Below are 20,708 nucleotides of genomic sequence, written 5' to 3'. Positions count from 1 at the left end.
CTTCGATAATATCACATGCTATTCGACCCTCGAATACGTTTTCCCTTCAAGAACACGCTCCACTTGAGCAATATTTTTTGCGCCTATACGCGCAAAAATTTCTTCGGGTGAATATTTCTCGGCAAGCTGGTGTATTGCCCTTACTTGCTCGACCGACAATCTGCCATCTCGGCCACAAATTTGAGCAACAGCCCAATCATTATCTCGCCATTTTTCCGCAACCCAAGGCGCAGGGAGGCCTTTCCTCGGATGTTCCTTGAGCCATTCACTAATGATTCTGTCACGTTCATCTGGCACCGGGACATCAGATTGTTGAAGTAACCTATTTTCTCTAAGATAACGCAAACCAGATTTGCCGCCTGGAATCATATTAAGGCGACGTTGATCTTCCCAATGACCTTCGACTAAAAATTCTTCGGTTGCGTACAATTTTTCAAGATCATCAGTTATACCCATAACCTTGTGATTAACATAGGTGATTCGTCCTTTTTCCATTTCTTCTCGATATGTCCTATGGAACAGCAAAGGACTCCCTCCATTGATTGCTCTTTTATGCTCTGACCACCGCTTCTGCCAACTACGCGTTGTGACTCCCACATAAAAGAACCCGTCATTTGGATACGAGCCACCAGTCCCAAAAATATGTTGGTAAAGCACATATGCACTTTTGGGAAAATGTTTCGATGACAACAAGAAATGTGCAGGGATAGAAAAGAGCAAGCTCGGCTGAGTTATTTGACTTTCGTCTAGTTTTATTCGGCCTTGCCTAGCTGCTTGAATAAACAATGGATCAGTCACAAGATCGATAGAAATAATCGGCTGAAGCACAAGCTCATCTTCTTCGAGGAGCTTTCCAGATTGGAACTCAGTAGCTGCTCCGACTGTACGATGACCAGCCTCTACTTTTTTGAAAAGTGCTACAAATCCAGGGGCTTTTCCAAGGAAAGTTAACTGGAGAACAGGAATCACCTGTCCCGGCTTTACCCTAAAGATGCCATTTGGATTCTTCGCAACTTTGATCCATTCCTCACCGTGGGGTGATGTACGTATAAAATTATTGAGCAGCGCTTCTACTTCGCGACGACGAGGAATCATTGGTTTAGGAGCTAAATGCTCCCACCACAATTTGTTGATTGTTACGTCACTTCGCATTTATAGAAACCCCTGCTTGTAGCAGCTAACGTTTGACATGAGCGGTGGCCAACCAGCGTAGCCGGTTGGACATCCGAACGATGGAATGGTTAGGTCTCTTTGCCACTTATCTGAAAGTCCAATTGAGCACGCCAGTTCCACCGTTCTTAACCCTGCCCGCGAAAGTCTCCGCACAGGAGGATGACGGGGATTCAAAAGACACTTCCTGCCCAGCACCGTCTGTAATCTTCATTCCGCAGGCGAGGGCTCCGTCCGCAACCGCGAACTGAACACCGTATGACTCACCGGCGCGGGGGAGAAACGAAGCCGTGAAGCTGCACTGGCGGTTCTGCGCCATTCGAGACTCTCCGTACAAGACCGCAAAGGTCAGCTGGGAGGCGGCCACAACCTTGATTGGGCCAATCTTCTCGACGGCACCCGTGAACTGCTTCGACTCAATCAGTGACCCTAGAGGCGACGGCGTGCAGTTCATGTCTTGGTATGCGAACACTCTGTACCCCTGCATAGTCGTCCCCTTGGACTCCGACCGAAGGTCCAGCGTCATAGTTGCAGATGGCGAATTCGTGGGAAGGCTGTATATGGAAGCACACCCAACAAGCCACAGCAGGCCAGCGATTGCAATAACGGACTTCAAATCAACTCCTCATCTAGAGACCTAACGCCCGCATTTGCGGCTGGTTTGTAGCGCAGCGGAAAACCAGTCCGACAACATGCGCTTGTTAAATTTTTACTTGATTAGCGATATAACACCAAAGACAACGGTCAAGACCAAACCAATTACCGCTAGGGGTACAGACCATTTATTCGAAGCCTGAACTCGGTCAAGTGAATCCTGCCTAACTTCGATTAAGCCAGCCAAATCGGATAACTTTTCCCTTGCTGATGCTTGATCATTGTGGGCAATGAACTTTTGAACATCGATAATCAAGTTTCTCTCTGCCGCGGGGACATCTGAATACGGACTCTCCGTTTCAATAGCATCAATTATTCCCGTAACTTTATCCTTTATTGATGATATTTCATCGGCTTCGCGGTCTTTAGAGGATATTACGTTAACCAAATATTCTCTTAGGTACTTTGCTAGCCCAGATCTATAACTGACATCTTCACCACCTAGCTCGTGTATTCCCTTATAAATATTTACTACATCATCAACTGTATTTAACGTGCCATTTGAAAAGCCAGCAGACAAAGTATCCCAGAGTCTACTTTTTCTATCCTTTCGTCGCTCTCTTGATCTGAACAATATCTGTTGCGCTGTAAGCGCGTATACGACAGTAAACGCAGCTGTGAATACTGAGAGCACGAATTTTTCATCTGAAAACAACTGAGTTAGTTCTGTCAACGCACTCAAATGGATACTCCTTGAAATTTAACGTCTTAATTAGTGCGTATGCGCGTTTACCTCATTAGACCAGTGAAAACACACACAGTTAACTATCTGTATGCAAAGAACTTATCAGCTTTTAATCAAATACACCATCCAGAAAAACGCGCATGTGAATTTCCCAAACCTATTAACTAATTTTGGGTAAGTATATCCACATGATTTTAAATAGTTTATTAATTTTAGGCTGGAAAAACGCGCAATAAAATGAGTTAAAAAACACTCAAAACATCTAAATTTTAATACGACTGTATACCCATACATTGCTAGTCGCTTTACGGTAGTGATCTAATCCACGATAATTAAAAGCTCATTGCACGATAAATAGGTAAAATTTGACGGGATCAGAAAAAATTAAACGGACAATTTTGGGATGATTTAACCAAAATAAACAGGTTATCTCTCGTCAATTTTATAGCTGCGAAGGATGTAGTAAATGTTATTCAAGCGTTGTCTTTCTATCTCTATTACTGGCTGCTCTCTATTGATGAACTTTAGTTGAGCAATACCAGGGCAAACAACTCCAATAATGAAGGCGTAAAACAACCATTGGCCAACATTGCCGAGATACCAACAGAGAAAAAACATGGGCAAGGTAATCATCAGGATTTTGGAAGGCAGACTTCCCCAAATCTTTGCTTCAGCATCCTTGATGATTTCTTTACTAAAGTCCCTTTGAGCCCTTAACTCATCAATAGAACATAAGGACAACGACTTTGGTTGATTCTGCTCGATAGTCCAATTGTTGACTACATCACGGCCTGCAATTTGGTGATTTTGCCCTTCGATTTGCTGTTCCATGAACCTCTACCTCGTAAACCTGTCCACAAGCTTTCTGATTACATAGTTAAGTAGCAGTTTAAGCATTCCGGTAAGGCACAATACCATCGCTAAACCGACACCAACTAATGCCATGAGTCCATCAAATCTCAAGAAAGCAATAACCGCAAAAACAAAGCCTACGAGTGAGATCGAGCAAGCAAAGATAATTTCAGCTTTATCGTGCACTCTCTTAAGTTCAGCTTGTCTCTGCTCTTCAAGCTGTTCATCAAAATAATCCTTCACAGGGCCGTAGCACTCTCTACACAAGACCGATGTCGCTAGGGCTTTTGCACCACAAAAAGGGCAATCTATCGCATTTGGATTGCTAGGATCAAAAATCGATTCTTTCCCCTGAATATGTATGTCAACTTGCTTGATGAAGTCTCGGCCTGCAATTTGATGATTTTGCCCTTTGATTTGCTGATTAACCTGATAGTTTGGTTGCTGTTCCATTAAACAACCCCATAATCATCTGCCATGAAATTACTTCGTTTTCTTCACTATATCGCGACCAGCAACCTCATTTTTGTTTCCCGAAATGTACTGTGTGACTGATGTTGTATCATCATTTTTTGACACCCCAAAGACTTCATTAGCGTCGATACCTTCCTTCTTAAATACTCTGCTTTCTTCTTCATAAATAGGAGGTAATTTGCCTATTTCTGTCCTTGATTGTGCATGAGATATTTGAGCGAAGTAAGCTACTTCCTCTCTAACAGCTCTTGTCCAATTATCGTTAGGCTCCAATAGTTTAATAACTCTGTTGTATATCAATCCTACGTTATGGATAGTTAATAATTCAGGAGCAACTGCTTCAAACTCCATTCCTATTCCTTCTAACAACATAGGGTCTAGTCCACCTAAATAGCTACGACCACTCATGCCAAGTAATAAATAATCTAAAGAAACATCTTTTGAAGTGGCAAAACTACAAATCCTTTCATAAGGAATAGTTCCTCTTCTTTTCCAAGTAGATAAAGTTTGGGGACTAACACCAAGAACTTCTGCTACATCAGCGTCCGTGTAAACACCACTTAGTTTAGCAATTCGCGATAGAACATCCACGAGCTTTAATTCAATACTCATATTGACAACCAGATACTACATATGAATACTACATTTGAGTAATGAGTATTCTTTTTGTTAATTGTATATACATATTGAGGAGTTTAACTATGAACGTCAATAACCATACCCCCAGCCGTGACTTATACAACCAAGTGCGAGCAGGTTTTATTGGTCAGGGCTCTTCTCTAACCAAATGGTGCCGCAACAACGGTATCAAGCCACAAAATGCTATCCATTGCCTTATGGGCACATGGGATGGCCCAAAGGGGCAAGCGTTACGGGCTGAACTGATCCATGAGTCTGGCATTGCTGCAATCTCCAACGTGGCATGAGGTTGAATATGAGCATAACAGCTCAAGCAACACTGAAAAGGAGCAATCCTTGGATGTTTTTGGAACCACTGTTTAATGCCTGTTTAAAGGATATTCCAATGTCTAGAACCAGTTTGCTGAAACGTAATGCCGTCTCTATCCCTCACGCAATTGAGTTATGCCTCGAAGTTGCTAGGCAAAAGCATAACTTCAGCGTTGATCGTGTAGCAGATGGTATGGGTCTCGCTAATAAGTGGGTGATCTATAAATGGATGGAGTCAGGCCGATTACCCGCCCTGATGATCCGTCCTTTAGAACAGACCTGTGGTGCAGATTTTGTCACGCGCTACTTAGGCCATGCTGCCCATAAACTTCTGATTGATATTCCCACTGGCCGCAAGGTCAAGGCTGTGGATGTGAATCAGCTACAAGCAACATTTTCGGAGAGTATTAGTCTTATTTTGGCGTTTTATGAAGGCAGTGCAAACCAAACTGAAACACTGTCATCACTCACGCAGCTACTTGAAGGCGTTGCTTGGCATCACCAGAACGTGGGGCAACACAGTCAACCCCAACTAGAGCTAGATGGAGGTTTTGATGAATAACCAATATCTAACAATCGCTATTGCTAAGTTGCTGCAAGACCTAGAGGAACAAGAAGCAATGGCAATCCTTGATGCGGCGATGCTCCTTAATTTCGATAAATCATCACTTCAAGGGCTAAACCAACCTGCAAACACTTATCGCAGAGGTAGGCAGACAAAAATCAGCCTAGATCCTGAAGTCGAAGCCTTTGTCTTTTCTCTGCCTTATATGAAGCAAACAGAGATTTTGGCAAGAGTTAAAGCCAAGTTTGGAGCTGCGAGAACGCCAAGCAGAGCAGGATTGAGCCGCTACTTTATGGCGCTGAGGAAAACGGTATGAGTTATGAACCTTTTAAGGCCAAAAATACCAACACACTAGTAAAAGCTGAGGCTATTTTTCAGCTAGTAGCGGAACGAGGGGATCAAGGCTGCACACTTAAGCAATTGCAAAAACAGTCAGGCCAGCCACGAACAACGGTGCATCGCGCATTAACGAGTTTTACAGCGATGAATTGGCTTGAGCAAGTAGAACTTGATGACCGTTCTGTGTGCTGGCAAGTCTCACCAGCGGTATTAAGGCTCGCGTTTAATTTCCGTCGTAAAGCATTAGGCGGTACCCCCCTGAATGATCAGATGGTTATAGATGGAGTAACTGCAATGGATGCGATTGAAATTAAACAAAGTAAGAACGTCACTATTAAAGCCGTTAGGGTGTTTCAGCTAGTCGCTAGTGCTTCGCTTACAGGTAAAACGCTTGATGAACTGCAACACCAATCCGGCTATGCCAGAACAACAACTTACCGCTTGCTGTGCACATGGGAGCGTTTGGGCTGGTTAAAGTCCGTTGATGCTAATGGACGAAGTGAGCGCTGGTGTATGTCAGAAAAACTCTTGGCCTTGGCGCATCAGTACCAAAACCAAAGGCTACAAATGATCCATCAAATAAAAGAAAAATATCAATCTGTTGCTGGAGAAGAACTATGAACAAACCCAAGTTAAACCCAAGTCCATCTGAAATTATGCATGGTTTGGAAATGCAACGTCTTGGAGAAGCGCAAGTAGAAATAACACAGACAGTTGAAGCCACTATTGAAGGCTTAGTGTCTGGTAATAGCTCTTCTACTGAGGAACTAATGGAGCTTTGCGTACTTGCAGGTCAAGCTAAAATGGCAAAAGCATTAGCTGATTTTTCTAATGTTATAAGTCTTGAAAATTTGAAAAACATCAAGAAAACAAAATCATATAAAAATCTAAAAGGAAAAAAGAGCAAACATGGCGCGGTTTTTACTGGAACTTGGGATGATTTCTGCGAGTTTATGGGGATGTCTCGTCAGATGGTTGATGAGCAAATCAAAAACTCAGAAATATTCGGGATCAAAGCGTTAGAGTCACTTCAATCTATCGGTATGGGTATTCGCGACTTACGCCGCTTGCGACAATTACCTGAAAGCGAGCTAAAAGCCATAGTTGATGGCGATCAACTGACTGTCGATAGCAAAGAAGAAGCACTCGACATTATCGAAGAAATGGCCGCAAAACACCGCGTCGAGTCCAGTAAGCTCAATGAAAAACTTGAGCATCTAGTACTATCCTCTAAAGCTTCCGATCAGCTTTTAGAGAAGAAAGGCAAACAAATCCATGAGCTTGAAAAAGCCTTAGAGATAGCCAAAGGCAAAGGAACTCCCGCCCAAATTAAGCAATTGGAAGCCGAGCGAAATAAAGCGTTAAGCCAAGCCATCATTAATGCGAAATACGAAATATTCAAAGGGCTGGCAGCGTTTGAAGATGCAGTTGCCGCAATTCAGAACACTGAACATCCTTGTGATCTTGATGATGAATACCACGGCAGTATGAACGATATCATCTCACGAATGATGGAAGGTAGTGCCCGAGTTGGCCTTGATCAAACCATTATCACAGCCCTCAATAACGAGTTGATGTTATATCAGCAAGGATCAGCTCTATGATGTCCACATTACCCATTGAGCAGATTAAATACTTGGATGGTATTGCCCAAGAGTTAGCTTCAGCGGGGCATGGTCAGCAAGGCGCGATTGTTAACCGCGCGTGCAATTTCCTTGGATTAACTCGTAGCTCTATCTATGAAAAGTTATCGCAAGTTGGCTGGTCTTCAGAGCGTAAAAAACGTTCAGATTGCGGTCAATCAAGGGTGACATTAGAAGAAGCTACTTGGGTATCTAATCTGATCCGCCAATCGCAGCGCCAAAACAGTAAATCACTGATGTCTGTTGAGGATGCCATTGATATTGCCTATGCCAATGGTCATCTTTCCGCCAAGTGCTCTGTATCGACAATGCTCAGGAAGATGGACGAGTTCAATGTTCATCCCAAGCAGCTTAATGCTAACCCTATTACACGCAGTATGCGCAGCCTTCATCCAAATCATGTGTGGCAATTCGATGTATCAATCTGTGTGCTGTATTACCTCAAAAACCAAGAGGGGTTACAGGTCATGGAGGAGTCAGAATTTTATAAAAACAAACCCGCGAACTTAGAGCGAGTGAAGAATGACCGAGTGCTGCGCTACCTTGTCACCGACCACTACAGCGGCGCATTTCACTTAAGCTATATCTTGTCGCCTGGTGAAAGCGTGGAGGCCATTACACAATTTTTAATTGAAGCTTTTAGCAAGCGTTCAAGTAGTGAACTAATGCACGGGGTGCCCTTTATCCTCATTTGGGATGCGGGTTCAGCCAACATGGCCGCGATGACAAGACGCTTATTGGATAAACTCAGTGTCAACCACCTTGTTCATACGCCCGGTAAACCTTGGGCTAAAGGTCAGGTTGAGAGTATGCATAACGTAATCGAAAAGAAGTTTGAGTCACGCTTAGCATTCCAAGCCGTTAATAGCATTGAAGAACTCAATGCTATGGCAACACTCTGGTCGATTGGTTTTCAAAGTGAGTTTAAGCATACAAGGCATGGTCAAGCTCGTTATGGCTTGTACCAGACTATTCGTCCTGAGCAGCTGCGACTAGCGCCGGATGCCGATGTCATGCGTAGCTTTGTGCAGACAGATAGAGTTGAGCGCACTGTTAAGGCGAATGATCTGAGTATTACCTTTGTTCCTAGTAAGGCACATAACTCAATGACCTATTCTCTGGAACACTTAGGCGTACATGCTGGTGAAAAAGTCTATGTGAGTGTGAATCTATATCGCTGTCCTGCGATAGATGTCGAGCGAGTAGATGAGCATGGTGAAGTCCATAGCTATATCGTTGAACCTATGGAAAAAGACGATGCAGGCTTCAATATCAACGCGCCGATTTATGGTGAGAATTACCGCGCTATAGCAGACACCCTGCCGCAACGCCGCAAAAAAGAGATGGATAAAACGGCTTGGGGAACGAGTGATCCTCTTGAGATTAAAAAGAGCCGCAAAGGTCGAGTCCGTCAAGTGGCCTTTAATGGTGCGATTGATGCCATGGCCGATATCAAGCAACAAACCCCACCCAGTTTTATGCAGCGTAAAGGCCAGCCTTTACTTGTTGATATGCAAAATATTAATGAGCCGCCATTGTCTGACATTAAAGCGTGGAAGTTATTAGCGGAATCGTTAGGTCTAAAAGGCGCGGCGTTACAGCCTTATAAGGAGGCACTTAAGCAAGCATACCCTACGGGCTTTACCCGTAAGCAAGTTGAGCAGTTCATAAATGACCTAGGAGGCGATGATGCTTGTGCTCAAACAGCGGCTTTATGAGGCGGGATATACCATAAGTGATCTTGCGACGAAGATGTCATTTCAATACCCCATAGTGCATAAAGCCTTGCAGCACGGCGTATTGCCCCAAAGGAAACAAGCACAATTTATGGATGAGGTTCACCACTTTTTACAACGCAAAGACATTGAAATAGAGGGTGTCTGGTCAGAGTCTGCCAACCCTGACCAGACGATACTCCAAACAAAACCACACGAAGACGAGTTAAATCTGGAGACAGTAATGCTAACACATGCCAGCTTAAAGCACTTTAAACTGTTTAAAAACCCATTCTTAAATGACATTCGTGAAGCTAAAGATGTGTTTTTAAGTGAAGATAGCCGCTACCTTCTCGCAGCGATGCGTGATGCCGCAAGACACCAAGGGATCTTAGCCTTAGTCGGTGATTCTGGTGCGGGTAAAAGCGTACTGCGTAAGCAGCTGCTAGAAGATCTAGCTCAAGATGGTGATGTTTCAGTTATTCAGCCCCGCATTATTGATAAAACTGTCGCCACGGCGGCCATGCTCTGTGATGCCATTATCGAAGATATCAGTGAAGAGAAGCCAAGACGCTCAATGGAAGCCAAGGCCCGTCAAGTTGAAAATCTGCTTCGAGTTGCTTCTAAAGGCGGTCAGCGTCACGTGTTAATCATTGAAGAAGCCCACGATCTCAGTATTCCTGTTTTAAAGTATTTGAAACGCTTTTGGGAATTAGAAGATGGCTTTTCCAAACTGCTGGGCATTGTGCTCATCGGTCAAACCGAGTTAGCCATCAAGCTTAACGAACGCAAGAACTACCAGCTAAGGGAGTTCATACGCCGTTGTATGGTTGAGCATGTACCAAATTTAGACGGTGAAATTGGCGCTTACATTACTCACAAGTTTGAACGGGCTGGCGGGCAAATAAGCAAGATCATGACTGAGGATTGCTACGCTGCAATTAAAAATCGTCTCACTACTAAAGAGACTGGCTTTAGTATGGTGTACCCGCAGATCGTTAATAACCTCGTATCTAGAGCCATGAACTTAGCCCAAGAGCTAGGGGAACCCGTTGTTACCGCAGAATTGATTAAGGAGTGCTAACCGATGAATCAACCGTTACTCGATGCGATTAACCAACATCAAAACCTACTGTTCATGGGCTGTGGCGGGACGGATGATATTGAAACAGGGATTGAACTGCTTGAGCTATTGTCGTCACTCATTGATGAAACCAAAGATTTACACGCTATCTCACCTAAGCACATCGTTAGACAACTCAACTGCATTCAAATGCTGTTATCCGTTGGCTTAACCCAAGTTCGCGCCCTCCAAACCGCCCAACAGTAAAAACGCCCTGAGCGCCATTTTAAGTAGTCTTAGCCTCGACTGCTTATCATGGCGCACTTTTTTTTAGTTAAACGCTTTAAGAAAGATTTAAACGGGATTTAAACGCTATTGGACTTGATGTTGTCACGGTTGAAGCTATCAACATCCTGTAAGGCATTAGTCACTCGAGGTAAGCTAGCTTAATAATATGTAAAACAAACACTACCATTATCACATTTGTAATGTTATCGCATTGTAAAGCCTGCTTGGGTGAGATAGTTTACATTACGACAAATACGGAGGTGGTCAATGTTAAAAAGAATAAAACTGATTCAAGGTATCGGTAATTACACACAAATGCGAGCAAGTGGCATTGAGTTAACTGAGGTAACTGTAATTTATGGTGAGAATCGATATGGAAAAAGTACTCTATGTGATGTATTGCACTCTTTAGCTGTAGATGCACCAGAACTTATATTAAATCGTAAAACAATCCCCAACGACCCTACAAAACCGCAAAAAGTTGAGTTGCAATTTTCTACTGATGCCGGAAACGTAGTATCAACATTTGAAAACTCGCAGTGGCAAGTTAAAACTCCCGATAGCTCAAAACTTTATGTGTTTGATCATAGTTTTATTCACCGTAATGTTATTACCGGTCAAAAACAAGAGCGGCCAAATTCAGAGAATATGACGAGCTTCATACTTGGAGAAAGTAATACTGCACTATATGCAGCCCTTGCCGATGTTAATGTAAGTTTGAGAGACGAACGTCGTAATTTAACTAGTATAGAAGGCCAGCTAAACACACATGCGGTCGGTAATGTGGCTCAATATGCTATGACAGCATTACCCACTCAAACGACAGAACAACTTGAAGCAAACATTGGCGCTTTTGAGACAGCAAAACAACAGATTGGTACATTAATACGAAACATCGACAACATTAAACGCCGAAACACTTTATCAGCAGTAGGAACTCAAGTTCAATTTGCCACTGTAATAGACAGAATCAATACTATATTGATATCTAGCCTTCAAAATGTGCATCAAGGAACGCTAGATGTGTTGCAAAGCCACATGGTTAACCATGTCAACAACTCAATTACATTCAAAGGGTGGGCAGCTCAAGGGCTCACACAAGTAAAAGATGACTGTCCTTTCTGTGGGCAAGAGTTAAATGAGAATGCTAGAGGCTTAATAACAGCTTATCAACAAGCGTTTAATGTTGAATTTGATAGATTTAACTCTCAAAAAAGAGAGGAACTTAACACTCTACGTCAGCCATTTTATATTCCAAACACACGCGAGCAGTTAATTCAACAGCATCAAGCTAACCGTCAGATATTTGATATGTACATAGAGCCTCAGATAACTGGCAATCCAGCATTAACAACTTTCAGTTCTTCATTACAGCAAAAGCATGAAGCTATTTTAGAGATGTTTGATTCTGTTATGACGCAAAGCCGATCGGCGACTGAATCATGGCTTCCTAGTTTAGAACGAAAACTTGCCACACCGTACGAACAGGCTGACACATTAAGCTTCGAGGCTCTGAATACGATAGCGACAGGTTATAATCAAGCAATCTATGAATATTGGGTTGTTGCGGAACAAATAAATGCAATATTCAATGAGTATAAAAATTCACTTGATATCGTTCAGCTAAACACACAGCTAGCAGACCTCACTACGCAGCAAGCTCAAGCACAAGAGTTATTAAAAAGAGTTCGCCTTGAACCACTGTGTGTATCTTATCAACAAAAACAAGGTCAGATTTCAACCTTGGATATTGCATATAGGACGCAGAAAGAGCAACTAGATAATTCTCAAAGTGCTTATTTAAACACTTACTTTGATCAAATAAACCGTCTATTTCGTCACTTAGGTTCTGATAACTTTGAAATTATCAAAGTCCCTAATAATAGAGGGCAACAGATTATTTATGACTTAAAGGTAAAATTTAAACGTGAAGATATTCCTGCGGATAAAATTAACACCGTTTTTAGCGAATCAGACCGTAGAGCACTAGCATTATGTATCTTCCTAGCTAAAGTAATGTCTCTAACTCCAGAAGAAAAAGCTAAAGCTATTTTAGTTATGGATGATCCTGTGACAAGCTTTGACAATGAAAGAATAGCGTTAATTCTAAATAAATTAGATGAGCTTCAGCGAACTGTTAAGCAGTTAATTATTACAACGCACTACAAAGGAATGGCAGCTAAAGCAGTTAAAAAATTTAGGCGTTGTGCTAAATCATTAAAGTTAGTACATGGTGTTGATACTTGTTCAATTGATGAGATCGATATTGATAAGATGATGGCTACGGAGCATGATATCGCCTTTGATAAGATTAAAGCATTTGTTCAAAGAGAAACACATGATGATGTCCTGACTAGTTTGCGGCCATTCTTCGAAGAAGAAATTCGACATAGATATAAAAAACAACTAGGGGATCTGGGAGTAACGAAAGCAGACCTATCAGTATGTACGCAAGCATTAAGAGATGCGGGTTTTATGTCAGTACAACTTGAAGCTAGGTTAAGTGCCATCAGAGATACACTGAATACACCAATGCATGAAATTGGTGGAGATGCACTTGAAAATACCAGAACCTTAGCAGCGGACATTCTGGACGTTATATATAATGGATTGAATGCAATAAGGTAATTTAAATATTGAATGTAGACCTCGAATTTAGGTTTAGGTCTACATTCCTATTTATAACTTAGAACAGAGCTATACATTTTCCTGAAACATTTCTCATCCTGAAATCCTTCCCGATATCATCTAATAAGGGCTAACAAACACCGCCTACATTGGAATGTGTGATGCCCTTAAATGATGAACAACTCGACCTCGACTCTCTTAGCACCCAGCAGTTAAATCAACTCAAGCGGAAATGGCCTAAAAACTTAGCCGAACTAGTGAGCATTGTTGATAACCGCTTAGCAAAAGAAAAGCTCGATAAGCCGCTATTGGCTGAAAAACTCATTACTGACATCTCAATTTACCTTGGTGGCCGTGACATCTATTTGCCCCGTGGCAGCTCACTATTGCGTTTCATCCGCAACCTTCGCATCTATCAAGCTTTTAATGGCCGTAACGCCGATGAACTTGCAAAGGAGCATGGGTTTAGCAGACGGCAAATAGACAACATTGTGGCGCAAATACGCCAACTTAATCGAACCCAATAGCGTCATATAAAGACAATCGGAGGATAAGAGCATGGCCGTTATTACTGCCCCAATTTTGCAAGCACTACGAACGAAAGTAGATGCAGCGTTTCAGCAAGGTTTGCTGCAATCAGAGCCTTTATATATGAAGGTGGCCACTGTTGTGACCAGCAATAGTCGCTTTAACACCTACGGATGGCTTGGTGCCATGCCAACTATGCGTGAATGGATTGGTGCACGTGTCATTCATTCCATTAAAGAGCATGGCTACACCATCACTAACCGTACCTTCGAGAATACCGTCGGTATAAGCCGTGATGATGTAGAGGATGACACCATTGGCACCTTCTTACCTATTGTAGAAATGTTCGCTCAAAATGCGCGTGAGTTTCCTGATGAATTGGTGTTCCAGTTGTTCACCTCAGGCTTTAACTCCGCATGTTATGACGGACAAAACTTTTTTGATTTAGCTCATCCGGTTAATGAAAAGCATGATGGCACTGGTGCTGTAACCTCTGTCGCCAACGTAGCAACAGATGCAAATTACTTTGGAGGTACGTGGTTTTTACTGGATACCACTAAGCCATTAAAACCCATGATTTACCAAGAACGCCGCGCCCTTGCGTTAAATACTTTGTTCAATCCAACAGATCCCGCTGCATGGACAAAGAATGAATATCAATTTGGCGCAGATATTCGTTGTGAAGCTGGATTTGGCTTTTGGCAACTTGCCTTTGCTAACCAACGAGAACTGACATACCAAACCCTTTGGAATAGCTATCAGAAAATGAAAGCATTCAAGTCTGATGGTGGCAAAAAGCTAAAGGTTAACCCCAATTTACTTGTAATACCGTCCAGCTTAGAACAAACAGCACTCAAGCTCCTTGAACGCCAGTTTATTGATGAAAATGGCGTAACAGTTGAGAACGAACTTAAAGGAAAGTTTGAGTTGCTCATAGTGCCTGAGCTGTAACGTCAAAAACCATAAATTTACTGATTTCTAGGAGCAAATGATGCCAATCCAAGATGCTATCACCGCTTACAAGCAAGCTATCGCGAACTTTGAGCAAAAAAATCAGGAAGCAGCAGATCTACGTAATACACGTTTGCCTGAATTAACAAGCCGTCTAAATGCTAATCGACTCAGTATGGACAGTGCACAGTCAGCAATGCGAAATGCGATTAGCGACGCTGATTACGATACGGCCAAGCAGACCTTCCTACAAGCAGAAGTGACATACGCCGATTGCGCTCAATTAATTACGAACGTCGAAGCCAAAATCAAATCTTGGGGTGAATTTGGTTTAAAGGAACATCAAACCAGAATTACTGAGCTAGGTCGCACCATGTGGCAACTTAAGCAAGCTGAAGTGATGGCCGCATTACCTGCTGAACTTCCTACAGACCTACGCATTGGCCTTCAAAAGCTAATGACCATTAATAGTATGCAAGGTGGTGTTGGTGATGGGTATTACGGTAGCCGTATAAACAAGATTTACGGGCAAGTTGAGCCTGAAGAGTTAACAGCAACAAGAAGCGCATTATTGGCTGAAATGGGACTTTAAAGAGTTGAGGGAATTGGTAGGTAATGTTTGCAGCTTAATCCTCCGTACGAGCTGCACTCGTTACCTACCTTTTTAATATTCGAATATAAAAGACGATTTCTTAATTAATTTATATGACGTTAACTGGTGTGCATCCTCCATTAGCATCGAATCTCAGAGCATAACCACCTTCCCATTGTTTCAGCCATATCTTGCTATCTTCAGCAGTAAGTTGGATTTTAAAATTACAGTCAAAAATCTCTTCTGGAGTCACATCAATCTCTCTATTGAAAGACCTTCTGGCTTGGAAAAATACAAATGGAAAAACATGTCCCGAACCATTTTGTGGCAGAAAGCTCTCTTTCTTATATTTAATTATCTCCTTAACTCTCATTTTATGACTATCTGACATTTTACTACCAAAAACAACTCCAACTAATTGAGAAAAATCATAATGTAATAGTCGTTGTAAGGGAGACAGACGCTCAGAAGAAAGTGATCCACCATTAAGGATAAGACGATATTCTTGCTCATATTCCCAACTGCGATGCTTTGAACATAAAAAACTGTCCGACTTATCCCAATGATTTTTTATTTCATTCAAGTCGACGCATGTTAGGTTACTTACCAATTTTCGGGGAAGTAGCCAGCATGCATTATGAAAGTCAATATTTTCAGAATAATTAACTTTTGAGAATGGTATAGAGCTAGGCACTGATATTCTGTACGTTTCAGTGATCCCTACTGAGTTTATACAATTGGAAGGGTCTTGCTTTAATGCTCCATCAATGGTTCTGAATATAAGGCTATAACCGAAGTGCTGTGCTCCATAATGTCCCCACATAAGATGGTCATTACTTTTAGAAGAGAATGAGACAAAATAACCTAGTTTAGGACTTGAATAAGATAAATAACGTTGAACTTCCTCAGCAAAAAAAGTCACATTTTTTGGCATTGTATCTTGATTTTCAGGTTCAGAAACCACATCGCCAAAGATGCTAATTAGTCTACCAGCCATTATTTCTCCGTAAGTGATCGGAGTTCTTCTAGATAAAGCTGTTGCAAGTATCTCGATATGGTACTCATTTATTTCTGAATCACCCCAAGATACCTCCTTTATGTCATTATTTACCTCATTTAAGAGCCTCATCCATAGTTCTTTATCCGAAGGGAAATGGTAAAAGCTCTCCCCATCAAATGGATCATTCAACTCATCTTGAGAGGCAAAGTACAATTCATTATAGAGAAGTTCTTTAAAGGATAACTCAGTTGAAGACCTGTATCGGTATAAGAGCATAAAAGTAAAAGTCATTGATGATTAATTACTTACATCCTATCAATAGATTTGAGTAATCTGCAAGATTAAAGAATGAATGCTCGAATGAGACTGAATAAGCTATCACGAAATTTGTGACATTTTTCAGTTGGCCACTCAGTGAAACTGACTTTCTGGGAAGATCACTTTATTTGAAAAAGTACGGCGATTATCATGCGACTGATCGGCGTGTAACTAACTTCAAGTGAGAGACGACAGCGGAGGGAGTCGAACCCACATACACAGCGCATGGCGCAGTCTGCTTTACCAGTTAAGAGTACACTGACATCTCTCAAGACCGAATATAACAGCATCGAGCGAGTAACAACTAGATCCAACGGAGTTAAACTATTGGAAAGCGTTTCAAATTAGACCTAATTATGGGTTGAATGTGAAATAGTCGAAAATTGAATTATCGTGAAAAATCGCGGCAATTATCGCGCTACAGATCACGGTAGGGCCAAACATTAGCTAAATAGATAAGAATTTGTAGAGCAACAGGTGAAGGAATTTTCGATTGTTCTAACCAGTCAAAACACTTTCGGAGCATAACGGAGCAATCAACCTCCCCTACAAACATGACCTAACACTTCCACACCCCCCCTTTTATATCAATCTCTTATTCGGTATTACAAGTCGCTCACGAAACCATATAACTAAAATTAACCAAATTAATTAACTATAGTTATTGACCGAATAATTAACCAAGGTTATATTTTGATTGTACCAACTACCGAGGACAGGGAAATGATTCTAGCGAAAGTTCACACCACACCGAAACAACGCGATGAGTTTCGTCTACTGGTTGCAATACGTTTTGCCTGCTTGATGGCGCTGGCCAAGGGCCACACCGACCCAATGGATTGCCCACGGGTGCAAGCCCGATGCGCCGAACTGGTAAAACATTTTGCATATCACCACCCCAGCGCTGCCTTTTACCGCCAGTTCATTCGCCACACGGGGGAACTCGGGCTCAATTTCAGCCTGCGCTTTACTGAGCCCCTGCAAGGCTTGTACGGCAGGGTGATGGTGTGGCGTAACGACTCGCAAGCCGTCACTAATGTGCATCCGCTGCACACTTTGACGCCAGCCACGCCCGTCGGCCACTAACGCAGTAGAGCCGCAGAGCCGCCGTGGACATTCACGATTTAGGCTATCTAGGCAAAGCAGTCAAGGCAAAGCAACCAAGGGGTGATGGTCCATATCCCGATAACGATAACGACGACAGTTTCACCTTGTTGGAGGCAATTATGTTTTTTGTTTACGGCGTGTCCATGACCTTAGCGAAAAAGCAGGCGGCCAAAAAGTGCAGCACCTCAGTTGGCGCGCACCCTAACCGCCGTCAACTGAGCCCCGACGAGTACCAAGCTAAGTTGGATGATATGGCGCAGCACTTGTTTGAAACCATGAAGCCACAACGCCTGTCGCATTCGTTATCGACGCCCGCGCTGTGCCAGCAATATATCGTGTTAGCCATGACCCAAGAAGCCCACCGCGATGTGCATATTCGCTATCACAAGCTGTCGGACAAGGTGAACCCCAAAACCAAGAAACCCATCATCAATCTGGTGGTGTTTAACGGCGAAGCCGCAGCTTAGCCCTGCGGAGTGTGATGACGAGAGAAGGAAAGCAGCATGTTAACTGATGACAAACCGCTACACAGCGATATCAAAATCGGTGTTGGCCATATCGTCGCGTTTAAGGAGGGTTGGATGTTGCCCGGTGGCAAGTTTACCACCGACCGCACTGTCGCCATTCGTGCCGCCAAAGGTCTGCACCGTTTCTTGGTTAAAAGATAAGGAAATCAGCATGAGCCAATTTGACTACATCAAACAGCATTACGCTGTTCCAGCCGAAATAGGCCGCTTAGTTAAAGTGAATGGCCGCGCTGGCGTGATCATCAAAGATTGCGGTCATCACCTTGGCGTTAACTTTGATGATGACAAGCCTGGCGTTGTTCGTCATTGCCACCCAATTTGGGAGGTTGAATACGGTGGCATTGGCTGTATTCGAAAAACAACTAAGTCACAGCAGCGCTATAAGCGTTATTTAGAGTACGGCGACGGCTTTAAAAACTTTATGGAGTTTTGCTACTGGGACGCAAGCCCTGAGCACGAATGGAACAGAGGTGAAGCATGAAACAGCGCCCTATTATCTTCAACACCGAAATGGTGCGCGCCATTCTTGATGGCCGTAAAACACAGACGCGCAGAGTGTTTAAAGCTCAGCCGCATGATGATTGGACGCCATTTTCTAAAAATGCCGAATGGTATACACCGACAGTCATTGATAAGCGCGGATTCTATCAACCAGCCAATGATGATGTTTTTGGCGTTAGCGATGAAGATTGCGCGTTTGTTTCACCGTTCGGCACGCTTGGTGATCAGCTGTGGGTACGTGAGGCTTGGAGGTTATTCAATGCATCTGATGAATGTGGTTGCAGTGAATCGCCTTGCTCATGTCCGGCTAACGGAACGGTTCTATTCAAAGCCGCGGGTGATAGTGGCGAAAGCAAATGGAAACCATCTATCCATATGCCTCGTTCTTGCGCTCGTATTCTGCTTGAAGTCACTGCTGTTCGGGTTGAAAGGCTAAATGATATCAGCGAGCAAGATGCAAAAGCCGAAGGTTTGCAATATAGCTCCGTTTACCAACAATGGGGCGGAGTTGAAAAGCATTCAAGCCATAAGCCTCATTCGCCTCATTGGCGTTGGTATAAAAACCCACAGCATGCTTTTAAATCCCTATGGAACTCAATCTATGAAAATTGGGATGCCAACCCGTGGGTGTGGGTTATCGAGTTCAAGGTGATCAGCACCACAGGCGGTGCAGCATGAACCACTTACTCCCAGGCTTTGAATCACAAGAGCGCGTTGCGTTATTGCTGTCGCTTACCCGCATTAGTTCACCCGAGGTGATTGCCGCATTAACGCTGCATTACACCAGCGCCCTACCCGCCGAACGTGCGGCGGCTCGCCACGGTATTGAACTGTCGAACTTTATGCGCGGGCAAAAGAAGTTAGAGCAAATCGCCGCCACGGTCGAGGCCATTAAAGCCATCGACTGGGCCAAGCTGCAATTAACTCATTTGCAATCAACTCCTTTGCAACCGAAGCAGGTGGCCTAAATGACTCAATCAGCGGCGTTTCGCCATCTGCTAAATCATTACCGCAGCCATAAGTTAAGCCTGTTACTCAAGGCCACAACGGGCGACAGCATCAAAATCGCGCTGGCACTGGGCGCGTTAGATTGCCTGTACTGGCAAGCATTGGGCAACGGCTTAACCAACCTCGCCAAGGGCATTAGCCGCACCATAGTGTATTCGTACCGATATCACCCAATGCGTCTGCCCTGCCATCCGCCAGTCAGCCAAACAAGCGACAGCCAAAACAAGGAGGCGGCATGAATACGTTCAGCACTAAAGCGGGCGTGGTCACGCTATCTAAGCCCTACTCCACCTTGATGTGCGATCAGCAACAAATCGAAGTGAAGTACACCCCAAACAACTATCAAGGCTGGGGCATTTGTAAGTCTTTTAACGCCATCGAGTGCAGCGACTTCGGCCAAGCCGACGCAGAAGTATTCGCACTCAACGCAGAATCAAAACTCAGGATAAAAGGAGAAGCAGCATGAACCCAATACAAGCAGCAACAGTAGAACGTGAAGAAGGTTATTGGACCCATCCCGATTTGCCCGAGTGGGATGAAGGTGTGACCCGTGTGGAGTGTGAAGCATGGGCAGCACGCCAAGGCGGCGAGTTTGTGGCGATTTGGTTTGAACTCGATGCCCCTGAAAACCTCATCGAGCGCTACTTTGACGAGGGCGACACCGATATCAGCGATTGGCAACCCGTTTGCGACAAGGCCGGCTCATTCTTGCTGAGTATTCACGACACAGAGGATGGCCCCGTCGCGCTGTTCTTCGCCCCGAAGGACAAGGAAGTGGCAACGGAAGGTAAATGACCTGACAGCAAAGAGAGGAGTTAGAAGGTAATTGCACCACAAAAATCAACGCTGAAGGCATTTATGTTCCTGCGATGGAATCGGCCTAAGCCCAAGTAAACATACAAACGTCATAGCAAATAAGAGAGGCTATTATGAAAAACACAGCAAAGTTAATGAAGGCACGCGAATGGGCTAGCCGCGAGTTCACTAAAGGGTCAATGCCGCAAAATAGAACCATTTCTACGTGGATATTGAAAGGTAAAATTCGTGGTGCCGTTATTAGTGGCACTGTCTATGTGTATGAGGATCAGTATTTTGGCGTTCCGCAGGTTGTCAGTAATGCGGTTATGCATCTGGTCGCGGAATCGGTGTAAG

Annotated in this window: 29 protein-coding genes; 22 read left to right on the top strand and 7 right to left on the bottom strand. The window is 43.5% G+C overall.

What is annotated here, in order from left to right; genetic code table 11:
* Positions 1 to 18 precede the first annotated feature (18 nt).
* The 6 genes from HQQ92_RS07775 to HQQ92_RS07750 all read right to left on the bottom strand — a co-directional run bounded on the left by HQQ92_RS07775 (position 19) and on the right by HQQ92_RS07750 (position 4,447).
* Positions 19 to 1,152 carry a hypothetical protein gene (locus tag HQQ92_RS07775; protein WP_173244373.1) on the bottom strand — a complete coding sequence of 378 codons (1,134 nt, stop codon included), beginning with the start codon at positions 1,150 to 1,152 and terminating at the stop codon, positions 19 to 21.
* A gap of 106 nt (positions 1,153 to 1,258) precedes the next feature.
* A complete protein-coding gene (locus HQQ92_RS07770) occupies positions 1,259 to 1,786 on the bottom strand; it encodes a hypothetical protein (RefSeq protein WP_173244370.1) in 528 nt (175 codons plus the stop codon).
* A 93-nt stretch (positions 1,787 to 1,879) separates the two neighbouring features.
* Positions 1,880 to 2,506: a hypothetical protein gene (locus tag HQQ92_RS07765; RefSeq protein WP_173244367.1), complete on the bottom strand. Its 627-nt coding sequence runs from the start codon at positions 2,504 to 2,506 to the stop codon at positions 1,880 to 1,882.
* 429 nt (positions 2,507 to 2,935) lie between these two features.
* The gene (locus HQQ92_RS07760; protein ID WP_173244364.1) at positions 2,936 to 3,340 is read right to left on the bottom strand and encodes a hypothetical protein; all 405 of its coding nucleotides are present in this window, start codon (positions 3,338 to 3,340) and stop codon (positions 2,936 to 2,938) included.
* A 6-nt stretch (positions 3,341 to 3,346) separates the two neighbouring features.
* On the bottom strand, positions 3,347 to 3,814 hold the full coding sequence (locus HQQ92_RS07755; RefSeq protein WP_173244361.1) for a hypothetical protein: 468 nt from the start codon (positions 3,812 to 3,814) through the stop codon (positions 3,347 to 3,349).
* 30 nt (positions 3,815 to 3,844) lie between these two features.
* A complete protein-coding gene (locus HQQ92_RS07750; RefSeq protein WP_173244357.1) occupies positions 3,845 to 4,447 on the bottom strand; it encodes a helix-turn-helix domain-containing protein in 603 nt (200 codons plus the stop codon).
* Positions 4,448 to 4,536: 89 nt separating this feature from the next.
* On the opposite strand from HQQ92_RS07750, the gene HQQ92_RS07745 reads away from it, so the two are divergent.
* The 12 genes from HQQ92_RS07745 to HQQ92_RS07690 all read left to right on the top strand — a co-directional run bounded on the left by HQQ92_RS07745 (position 4,537) and on the right by HQQ92_RS07690 (position 15,095).
* Positions 4,537 to 4,761: a hypothetical protein gene (locus HQQ92_RS07745; protein ID WP_173244353.1), complete on the top strand. Its 225-nt coding sequence runs from the start codon at positions 4,537 to 4,539 to the stop codon at positions 4,759 to 4,761.
* A gap of 98 nt (positions 4,762 to 4,859) precedes the next feature.
* Positions 4,860 to 5,345 carry a hypothetical protein gene (locus tag HQQ92_RS07740; RefSeq protein WP_173248621.1) on the top strand — a complete coding sequence of 162 codons (486 nt, stop codon included), beginning with the start codon at positions 4,860 to 4,862 and terminating at the stop codon, positions 5,343 to 5,345.
* Positions 5,338 to 5,664, top strand: coding sequence for a hypothetical protein (locus HQQ92_RS07735; protein ID WP_173244350.1), 327 nt, complete (start codon positions 5,338 to 5,340; stop codon positions 5,662 to 5,664). Before HQQ92_RS07740 ends, HQQ92_RS07735 begins: the two co-directional genes overlap by 8 nt.
* Positions 5,661 to 6,308 (top strand): helix-turn-helix domain-containing protein, encoded by a 648-nt coding sequence (locus HQQ92_RS07730; RefSeq protein WP_173244347.1) that lies wholly within the window; start codon positions 5,661 to 5,663, stop codon positions 6,306 to 6,308. The genes HQQ92_RS07735 and HQQ92_RS07730 overlap by 4 nt, the downstream gene beginning before the upstream one ends.
* Entirely contained in the window at positions 6,197 to 7,291 is a 1,095-nt protein-coding gene (locus HQQ92_RS07725) for a hypothetical protein (protein WP_173244344.1), read from the top strand. Before HQQ92_RS07730 ends, HQQ92_RS07725 begins: the two co-directional genes overlap by 112 nt.
* Entirely contained in the window at positions 7,288 to 9,048 is a 1,761-nt protein-coding gene (locus HQQ92_RS07720; protein WP_217272613.1) for a DDE-type integrase/transposase/recombinase, read from the top strand. Before HQQ92_RS07725 ends, HQQ92_RS07720 begins: the two co-directional genes overlap by 4 nt.
* A complete protein-coding gene (locus HQQ92_RS07715; protein ID WP_217272612.1) occupies positions 9,017 to 10,129 on the top strand; it encodes an ExeA family protein in 1,113 nt (370 codons plus the stop codon). Before HQQ92_RS07720 ends, HQQ92_RS07715 begins: the two co-directional genes overlap by 32 nt.
* Positions 10,130 to 10,132: 3 nt before the next feature.
* Entirely contained in the window at positions 10,133 to 10,375 is a 243-nt protein-coding gene (locus HQQ92_RS07710) for a hypothetical protein (RefSeq protein WP_173244341.1), read from the top strand.
* 288 nt (positions 10,376 to 10,663) lie between these two features.
* Positions 10,664 to 13,024 (top strand): AAA family ATPase, encoded by a 2,361-nt coding sequence (locus HQQ92_RS07705; protein WP_173244337.1) that lies wholly within the window; start codon positions 10,664 to 10,666, stop codon positions 13,022 to 13,024.
* A 161-nt stretch (positions 13,025 to 13,185) separates the two neighbouring features.
* Positions 13,186 to 13,551, top strand: a complete 366-nt coding sequence (locus HQQ92_RS07700) for a Mor transcription activator family protein (protein WP_173244334.1) — start codon at positions 13,186 to 13,188, stop codon at positions 13,549 to 13,551.
* A 31-nt stretch (positions 13,552 to 13,582) separates the two neighbouring features.
* Positions 13,583 to 14,503 (top strand): Mu-like prophage major head subunit gpT family protein, encoded by a 921-nt coding sequence (locus HQQ92_RS07695; protein WP_173244331.1) that lies wholly within the window; start codon positions 13,583 to 13,585, stop codon positions 14,501 to 14,503.
* 37 nt (positions 14,504 to 14,540) lie between these two features.
* Entirely contained in the window at positions 14,541 to 15,095 is a 555-nt protein-coding gene (locus HQQ92_RS07690; protein ID WP_173244328.1) for a hypothetical protein, read from the top strand.
* Positions 15,096 to 15,204: 109 nt separating this feature from the next.
* On the opposite strand, the gene HQQ92_RS07685 is transcribed toward HQQ92_RS07690, so the two are convergent.
* Positions 15,205 to 16,386, bottom strand: a complete 1,182-nt coding sequence (locus HQQ92_RS07685; RefSeq protein ID WP_173244325.1) for a DUF2971 domain-containing protein — start codon at positions 16,384 to 16,386, stop codon at positions 15,205 to 15,207.
* A 750-nt stretch (positions 16,387 to 17,136) separates the two neighbouring features.
* Between HQQ92_RS07685 and HQQ92_RS07680 the strand changes: the two genes are divergently transcribed.
* The 10 genes from HQQ92_RS07680 to HQQ92_RS07635 all read left to right on the top strand — a co-directional run bounded on the left by HQQ92_RS07680 (position 17,137) and on the right by HQQ92_RS07635 (position 20,707).
* The gene (locus tag HQQ92_RS07680; RefSeq protein WP_173244322.1) at positions 17,137 to 17,499 is read left to right on the top strand and encodes a hypothetical protein; all 363 of its coding nucleotides are present in this window, start codon (positions 17,137 to 17,139) and stop codon (positions 17,497 to 17,499) included.
* Positions 17,500 to 17,639: 140 nt separating this feature from the next.
* Positions 17,640 to 17,987, top strand: coding sequence for a hypothetical protein (locus HQQ92_RS07675; RefSeq protein ID WP_012088961.1), 348 nt, complete (start codon positions 17,640 to 17,642; stop codon positions 17,985 to 17,987).
* Positions 17,988 to 18,023: 36 nt separating this feature from the next.
* On the top strand, positions 18,024 to 18,188 hold the full coding sequence (locus HQQ92_RS07670; RefSeq protein ID WP_012197007.1) for a hypothetical protein: 165 nt from the start codon (positions 18,024 to 18,026) through the stop codon (positions 18,186 to 18,188).
* A 10-nt stretch (positions 18,189 to 18,198) separates the two neighbouring features.
* Positions 18,199 to 18,528: a hypothetical protein gene (locus HQQ92_RS07665; protein WP_105252234.1), complete on the top strand. Its 330-nt coding sequence runs from the start codon at positions 18,199 to 18,201 to the stop codon at positions 18,526 to 18,528.
* Positions 18,525 to 19,226 carry a hypothetical protein gene (locus tag HQQ92_RS07660; protein ID WP_105252233.1) on the top strand — a complete coding sequence of 234 codons (702 nt, stop codon included), beginning with the start codon at positions 18,525 to 18,527 and terminating at the stop codon, positions 19,224 to 19,226. Before HQQ92_RS07665 ends, HQQ92_RS07660 begins: the two co-directional genes overlap by 4 nt.
* On the top strand, positions 19,223 to 19,516 hold the full coding sequence (locus tag HQQ92_RS07655) for a hypothetical protein (RefSeq protein WP_105252232.1): 294 nt from the start codon (positions 19,223 to 19,225) through the stop codon (positions 19,514 to 19,516). The genes HQQ92_RS07660 and HQQ92_RS07655 overlap by 4 nt, the downstream gene beginning before the upstream one ends.
* The gene (locus HQQ92_RS07650) at positions 19,517 to 19,795 is read left to right on the top strand and encodes a hypothetical protein (RefSeq protein WP_105252231.1); all 279 of its coding nucleotides are present in this window, start codon (positions 19,517 to 19,519) and stop codon (positions 19,793 to 19,795) included. It begins immediately after the preceding gene.
* Positions 19,792 to 20,022, top strand: a complete 231-nt coding sequence (locus HQQ92_RS07645; RefSeq protein ID WP_173244319.1) for a hypothetical protein — start codon at positions 19,792 to 19,794, stop codon at positions 20,020 to 20,022. The genes HQQ92_RS07650 and HQQ92_RS07645 overlap by 4 nt, the downstream gene beginning before the upstream one ends.
* Entirely contained in the window at positions 20,019 to 20,351 is a 333-nt protein-coding gene (locus tag HQQ92_RS07640; protein WP_173244317.1) for a hypothetical protein, read from the top strand. The genes HQQ92_RS07645 and HQQ92_RS07640 overlap by 4 nt, the downstream gene beginning before the upstream one ends.
* 134 nt (positions 20,352 to 20,485) lie before the next feature.
* Complete coding sequence (locus tag HQQ92_RS07635) at positions 20,486 to 20,707, top strand: hypothetical protein (protein WP_012089465.1); 222 nt, start codon at positions 20,486 to 20,488, stop codon at positions 20,705 to 20,707.
* Position 20,708 lies beyond the last annotated feature (1 nt).

Source organism: Shewanella sp. DC2-4, from assembly GCF_013248875.1.
GTDB classification, from domain to species: Bacteria; Pseudomonadota; Gammaproteobacteria; order Enterobacterales; family Shewanellaceae; genus Shewanella; species Shewanella oncorhynchi.
Note: the sequence above shows the minus strand (reverse complement) of the source record. Positions and strands in the feature narration are given on the sequence as shown.

Excerpts from the sequence above, each read along its gene's own strand:
- HQQ92_RS07720 (WP_217272613.1), top strand. The coding sequence starts at position 7,288 with ATGATGTCCACATTACCCATTGAGCAGATTAAATACTTGGATGGTATT.
- HQQ92_RS07675 (WP_012088961.1), top strand. The coding sequence starts at position 17,640 with ATGTTTTTTGTTTACGGCGTGTCCATGACCTTAGCGAAAAAGCAGGCG.
- HQQ92_RS07750 (WP_173244357.1), bottom strand. The coding sequence starts at position 4,447 with ATGAGTATTGAATTAAAGCTCGTGGATGTTCTATCGCGAATTGCTAAA.
- HQQ92_RS07775 (WP_173244373.1), bottom strand. The coding sequence starts at position 1,152 with ATGCGAAGTGACGTAACAATCAACAAATTGTGGTGGGAGCATTTAGCT.
- HQQ92_RS07695 (WP_173244331.1), top strand. The coding sequence starts at position 13,583 with ATGGCCGTTATTACTGCCCCAATTTTGCAAGCACTACGAACGAAAGTA.
- HQQ92_RS07685 (WP_173244325.1), bottom strand. The coding sequence starts at position 16,386 with ATGACTTTTACTTTTATGCTCTTATACCGATACAGGTCTTCAACTGAG.
- HQQ92_RS07745 (WP_173244353.1), top strand. The coding sequence starts at position 4,537 with ATGAACGTCAATAACCATACCCCCAGCCGTGACTTATACAACCAAGTG.
- HQQ92_RS07735 (WP_173244350.1), top strand. The coding sequence starts at position 5,338 with ATGAATAACCAATATCTAACAATCGCTATTGCTAAGTTGCTGCAAGAC.
- HQQ92_RS07715 (WP_217272612.1), top strand. The coding sequence starts at position 9,017 with ATGATGCTTGTGCTCAAACAGCGGCTTTATGAGGCGGGATATACCATA.
- HQQ92_RS07730 (WP_173244347.1), top strand. The coding sequence starts at position 5,661 with ATGAGTTATGAACCTTTTAAGGCCAAAAATACCAACACACTAGTAAAA.
- HQQ92_RS07755 (WP_173244361.1), bottom strand. The coding sequence starts at position 3,814 with ATGGAACAGCAACCAAACTATCAGGTTAATCAGCAAATCAAAGGGCAA.
- HQQ92_RS07705 (WP_173244337.1), top strand. The coding sequence starts at position 10,664 with ATGTTAAAAAGAATAAAACTGATTCAAGGTATCGGTAATTACACACAA.
- HQQ92_RS07670 (WP_012197007.1), top strand. The coding sequence starts at position 18,024 with ATGTTAACTGATGACAAACCGCTACACAGCGATATCAAAATCGGTGTT.
- HQQ92_RS07710 (WP_173244341.1), top strand. The coding sequence starts at position 10,133 with ATGAATCAACCGTTACTCGATGCGATTAACCAACATCAAAACCTACTG.
- HQQ92_RS07650 (WP_105252231.1), top strand. The coding sequence starts at position 19,517 with ATGACTCAATCAGCGGCGTTTCGCCATCTGCTAAATCATTACCGCAGC.
- HQQ92_RS07655 (WP_105252232.1), top strand. The coding sequence starts at position 19,223 with ATGAACCACTTACTCCCAGGCTTTGAATCACAAGAGCGCGTTGCGTTA.
- HQQ92_RS07660 (WP_105252233.1), top strand. The coding sequence starts at position 18,525 with ATGAAACAGCGCCCTATTATCTTCAACACCGAAATGGTGCGCGCCATT.
- HQQ92_RS07640 (WP_173244317.1), top strand. The coding sequence starts at position 20,019 with ATGAACCCAATACAAGCAGCAACAGTAGAACGTGAAGAAGGTTATTGG.
- HQQ92_RS07700 (WP_173244334.1), top strand. The coding sequence starts at position 13,186 with ATGCCCTTAAATGATGAACAACTCGACCTCGACTCTCTTAGCACCCAG.
- HQQ92_RS07680 (WP_173244322.1), top strand. The coding sequence starts at position 17,137 with ATGATTCTAGCGAAAGTTCACACCACACCGAAACAACGCGATGAGTTT.
- HQQ92_RS07635 (WP_012089465.1), top strand. The coding sequence starts at position 20,486 with ATGAAAAACACAGCAAAGTTAATGAAGGCACGCGAATGGGCTAGCCGC.
- HQQ92_RS07740 (WP_173248621.1), top strand. The coding sequence starts at position 4,860 with ATGTCTAGAACCAGTTTGCTGAAACGTAATGCCGTCTCTATCCCTCAC.
- HQQ92_RS07690 (WP_173244328.1), top strand. The coding sequence starts at position 14,541 with ATGATGCCAATCCAAGATGCTATCACCGCTTACAAGCAAGCTATCGCG.
- HQQ92_RS07645 (WP_173244319.1), top strand. The coding sequence starts at position 19,792 with ATGAATACGTTCAGCACTAAAGCGGGCGTGGTCACGCTATCTAAGCCC.
- HQQ92_RS07665 (WP_105252234.1), top strand. The coding sequence starts at position 18,199 with ATGAGCCAATTTGACTACATCAAACAGCATTACGCTGTTCCAGCCGAA.
- HQQ92_RS07760 (WP_173244364.1), bottom strand. The coding sequence starts at position 3,340 with ATGGAACAGCAAATCGAAGGGCAAAATCACCAAATTGCAGGCCGTGAT.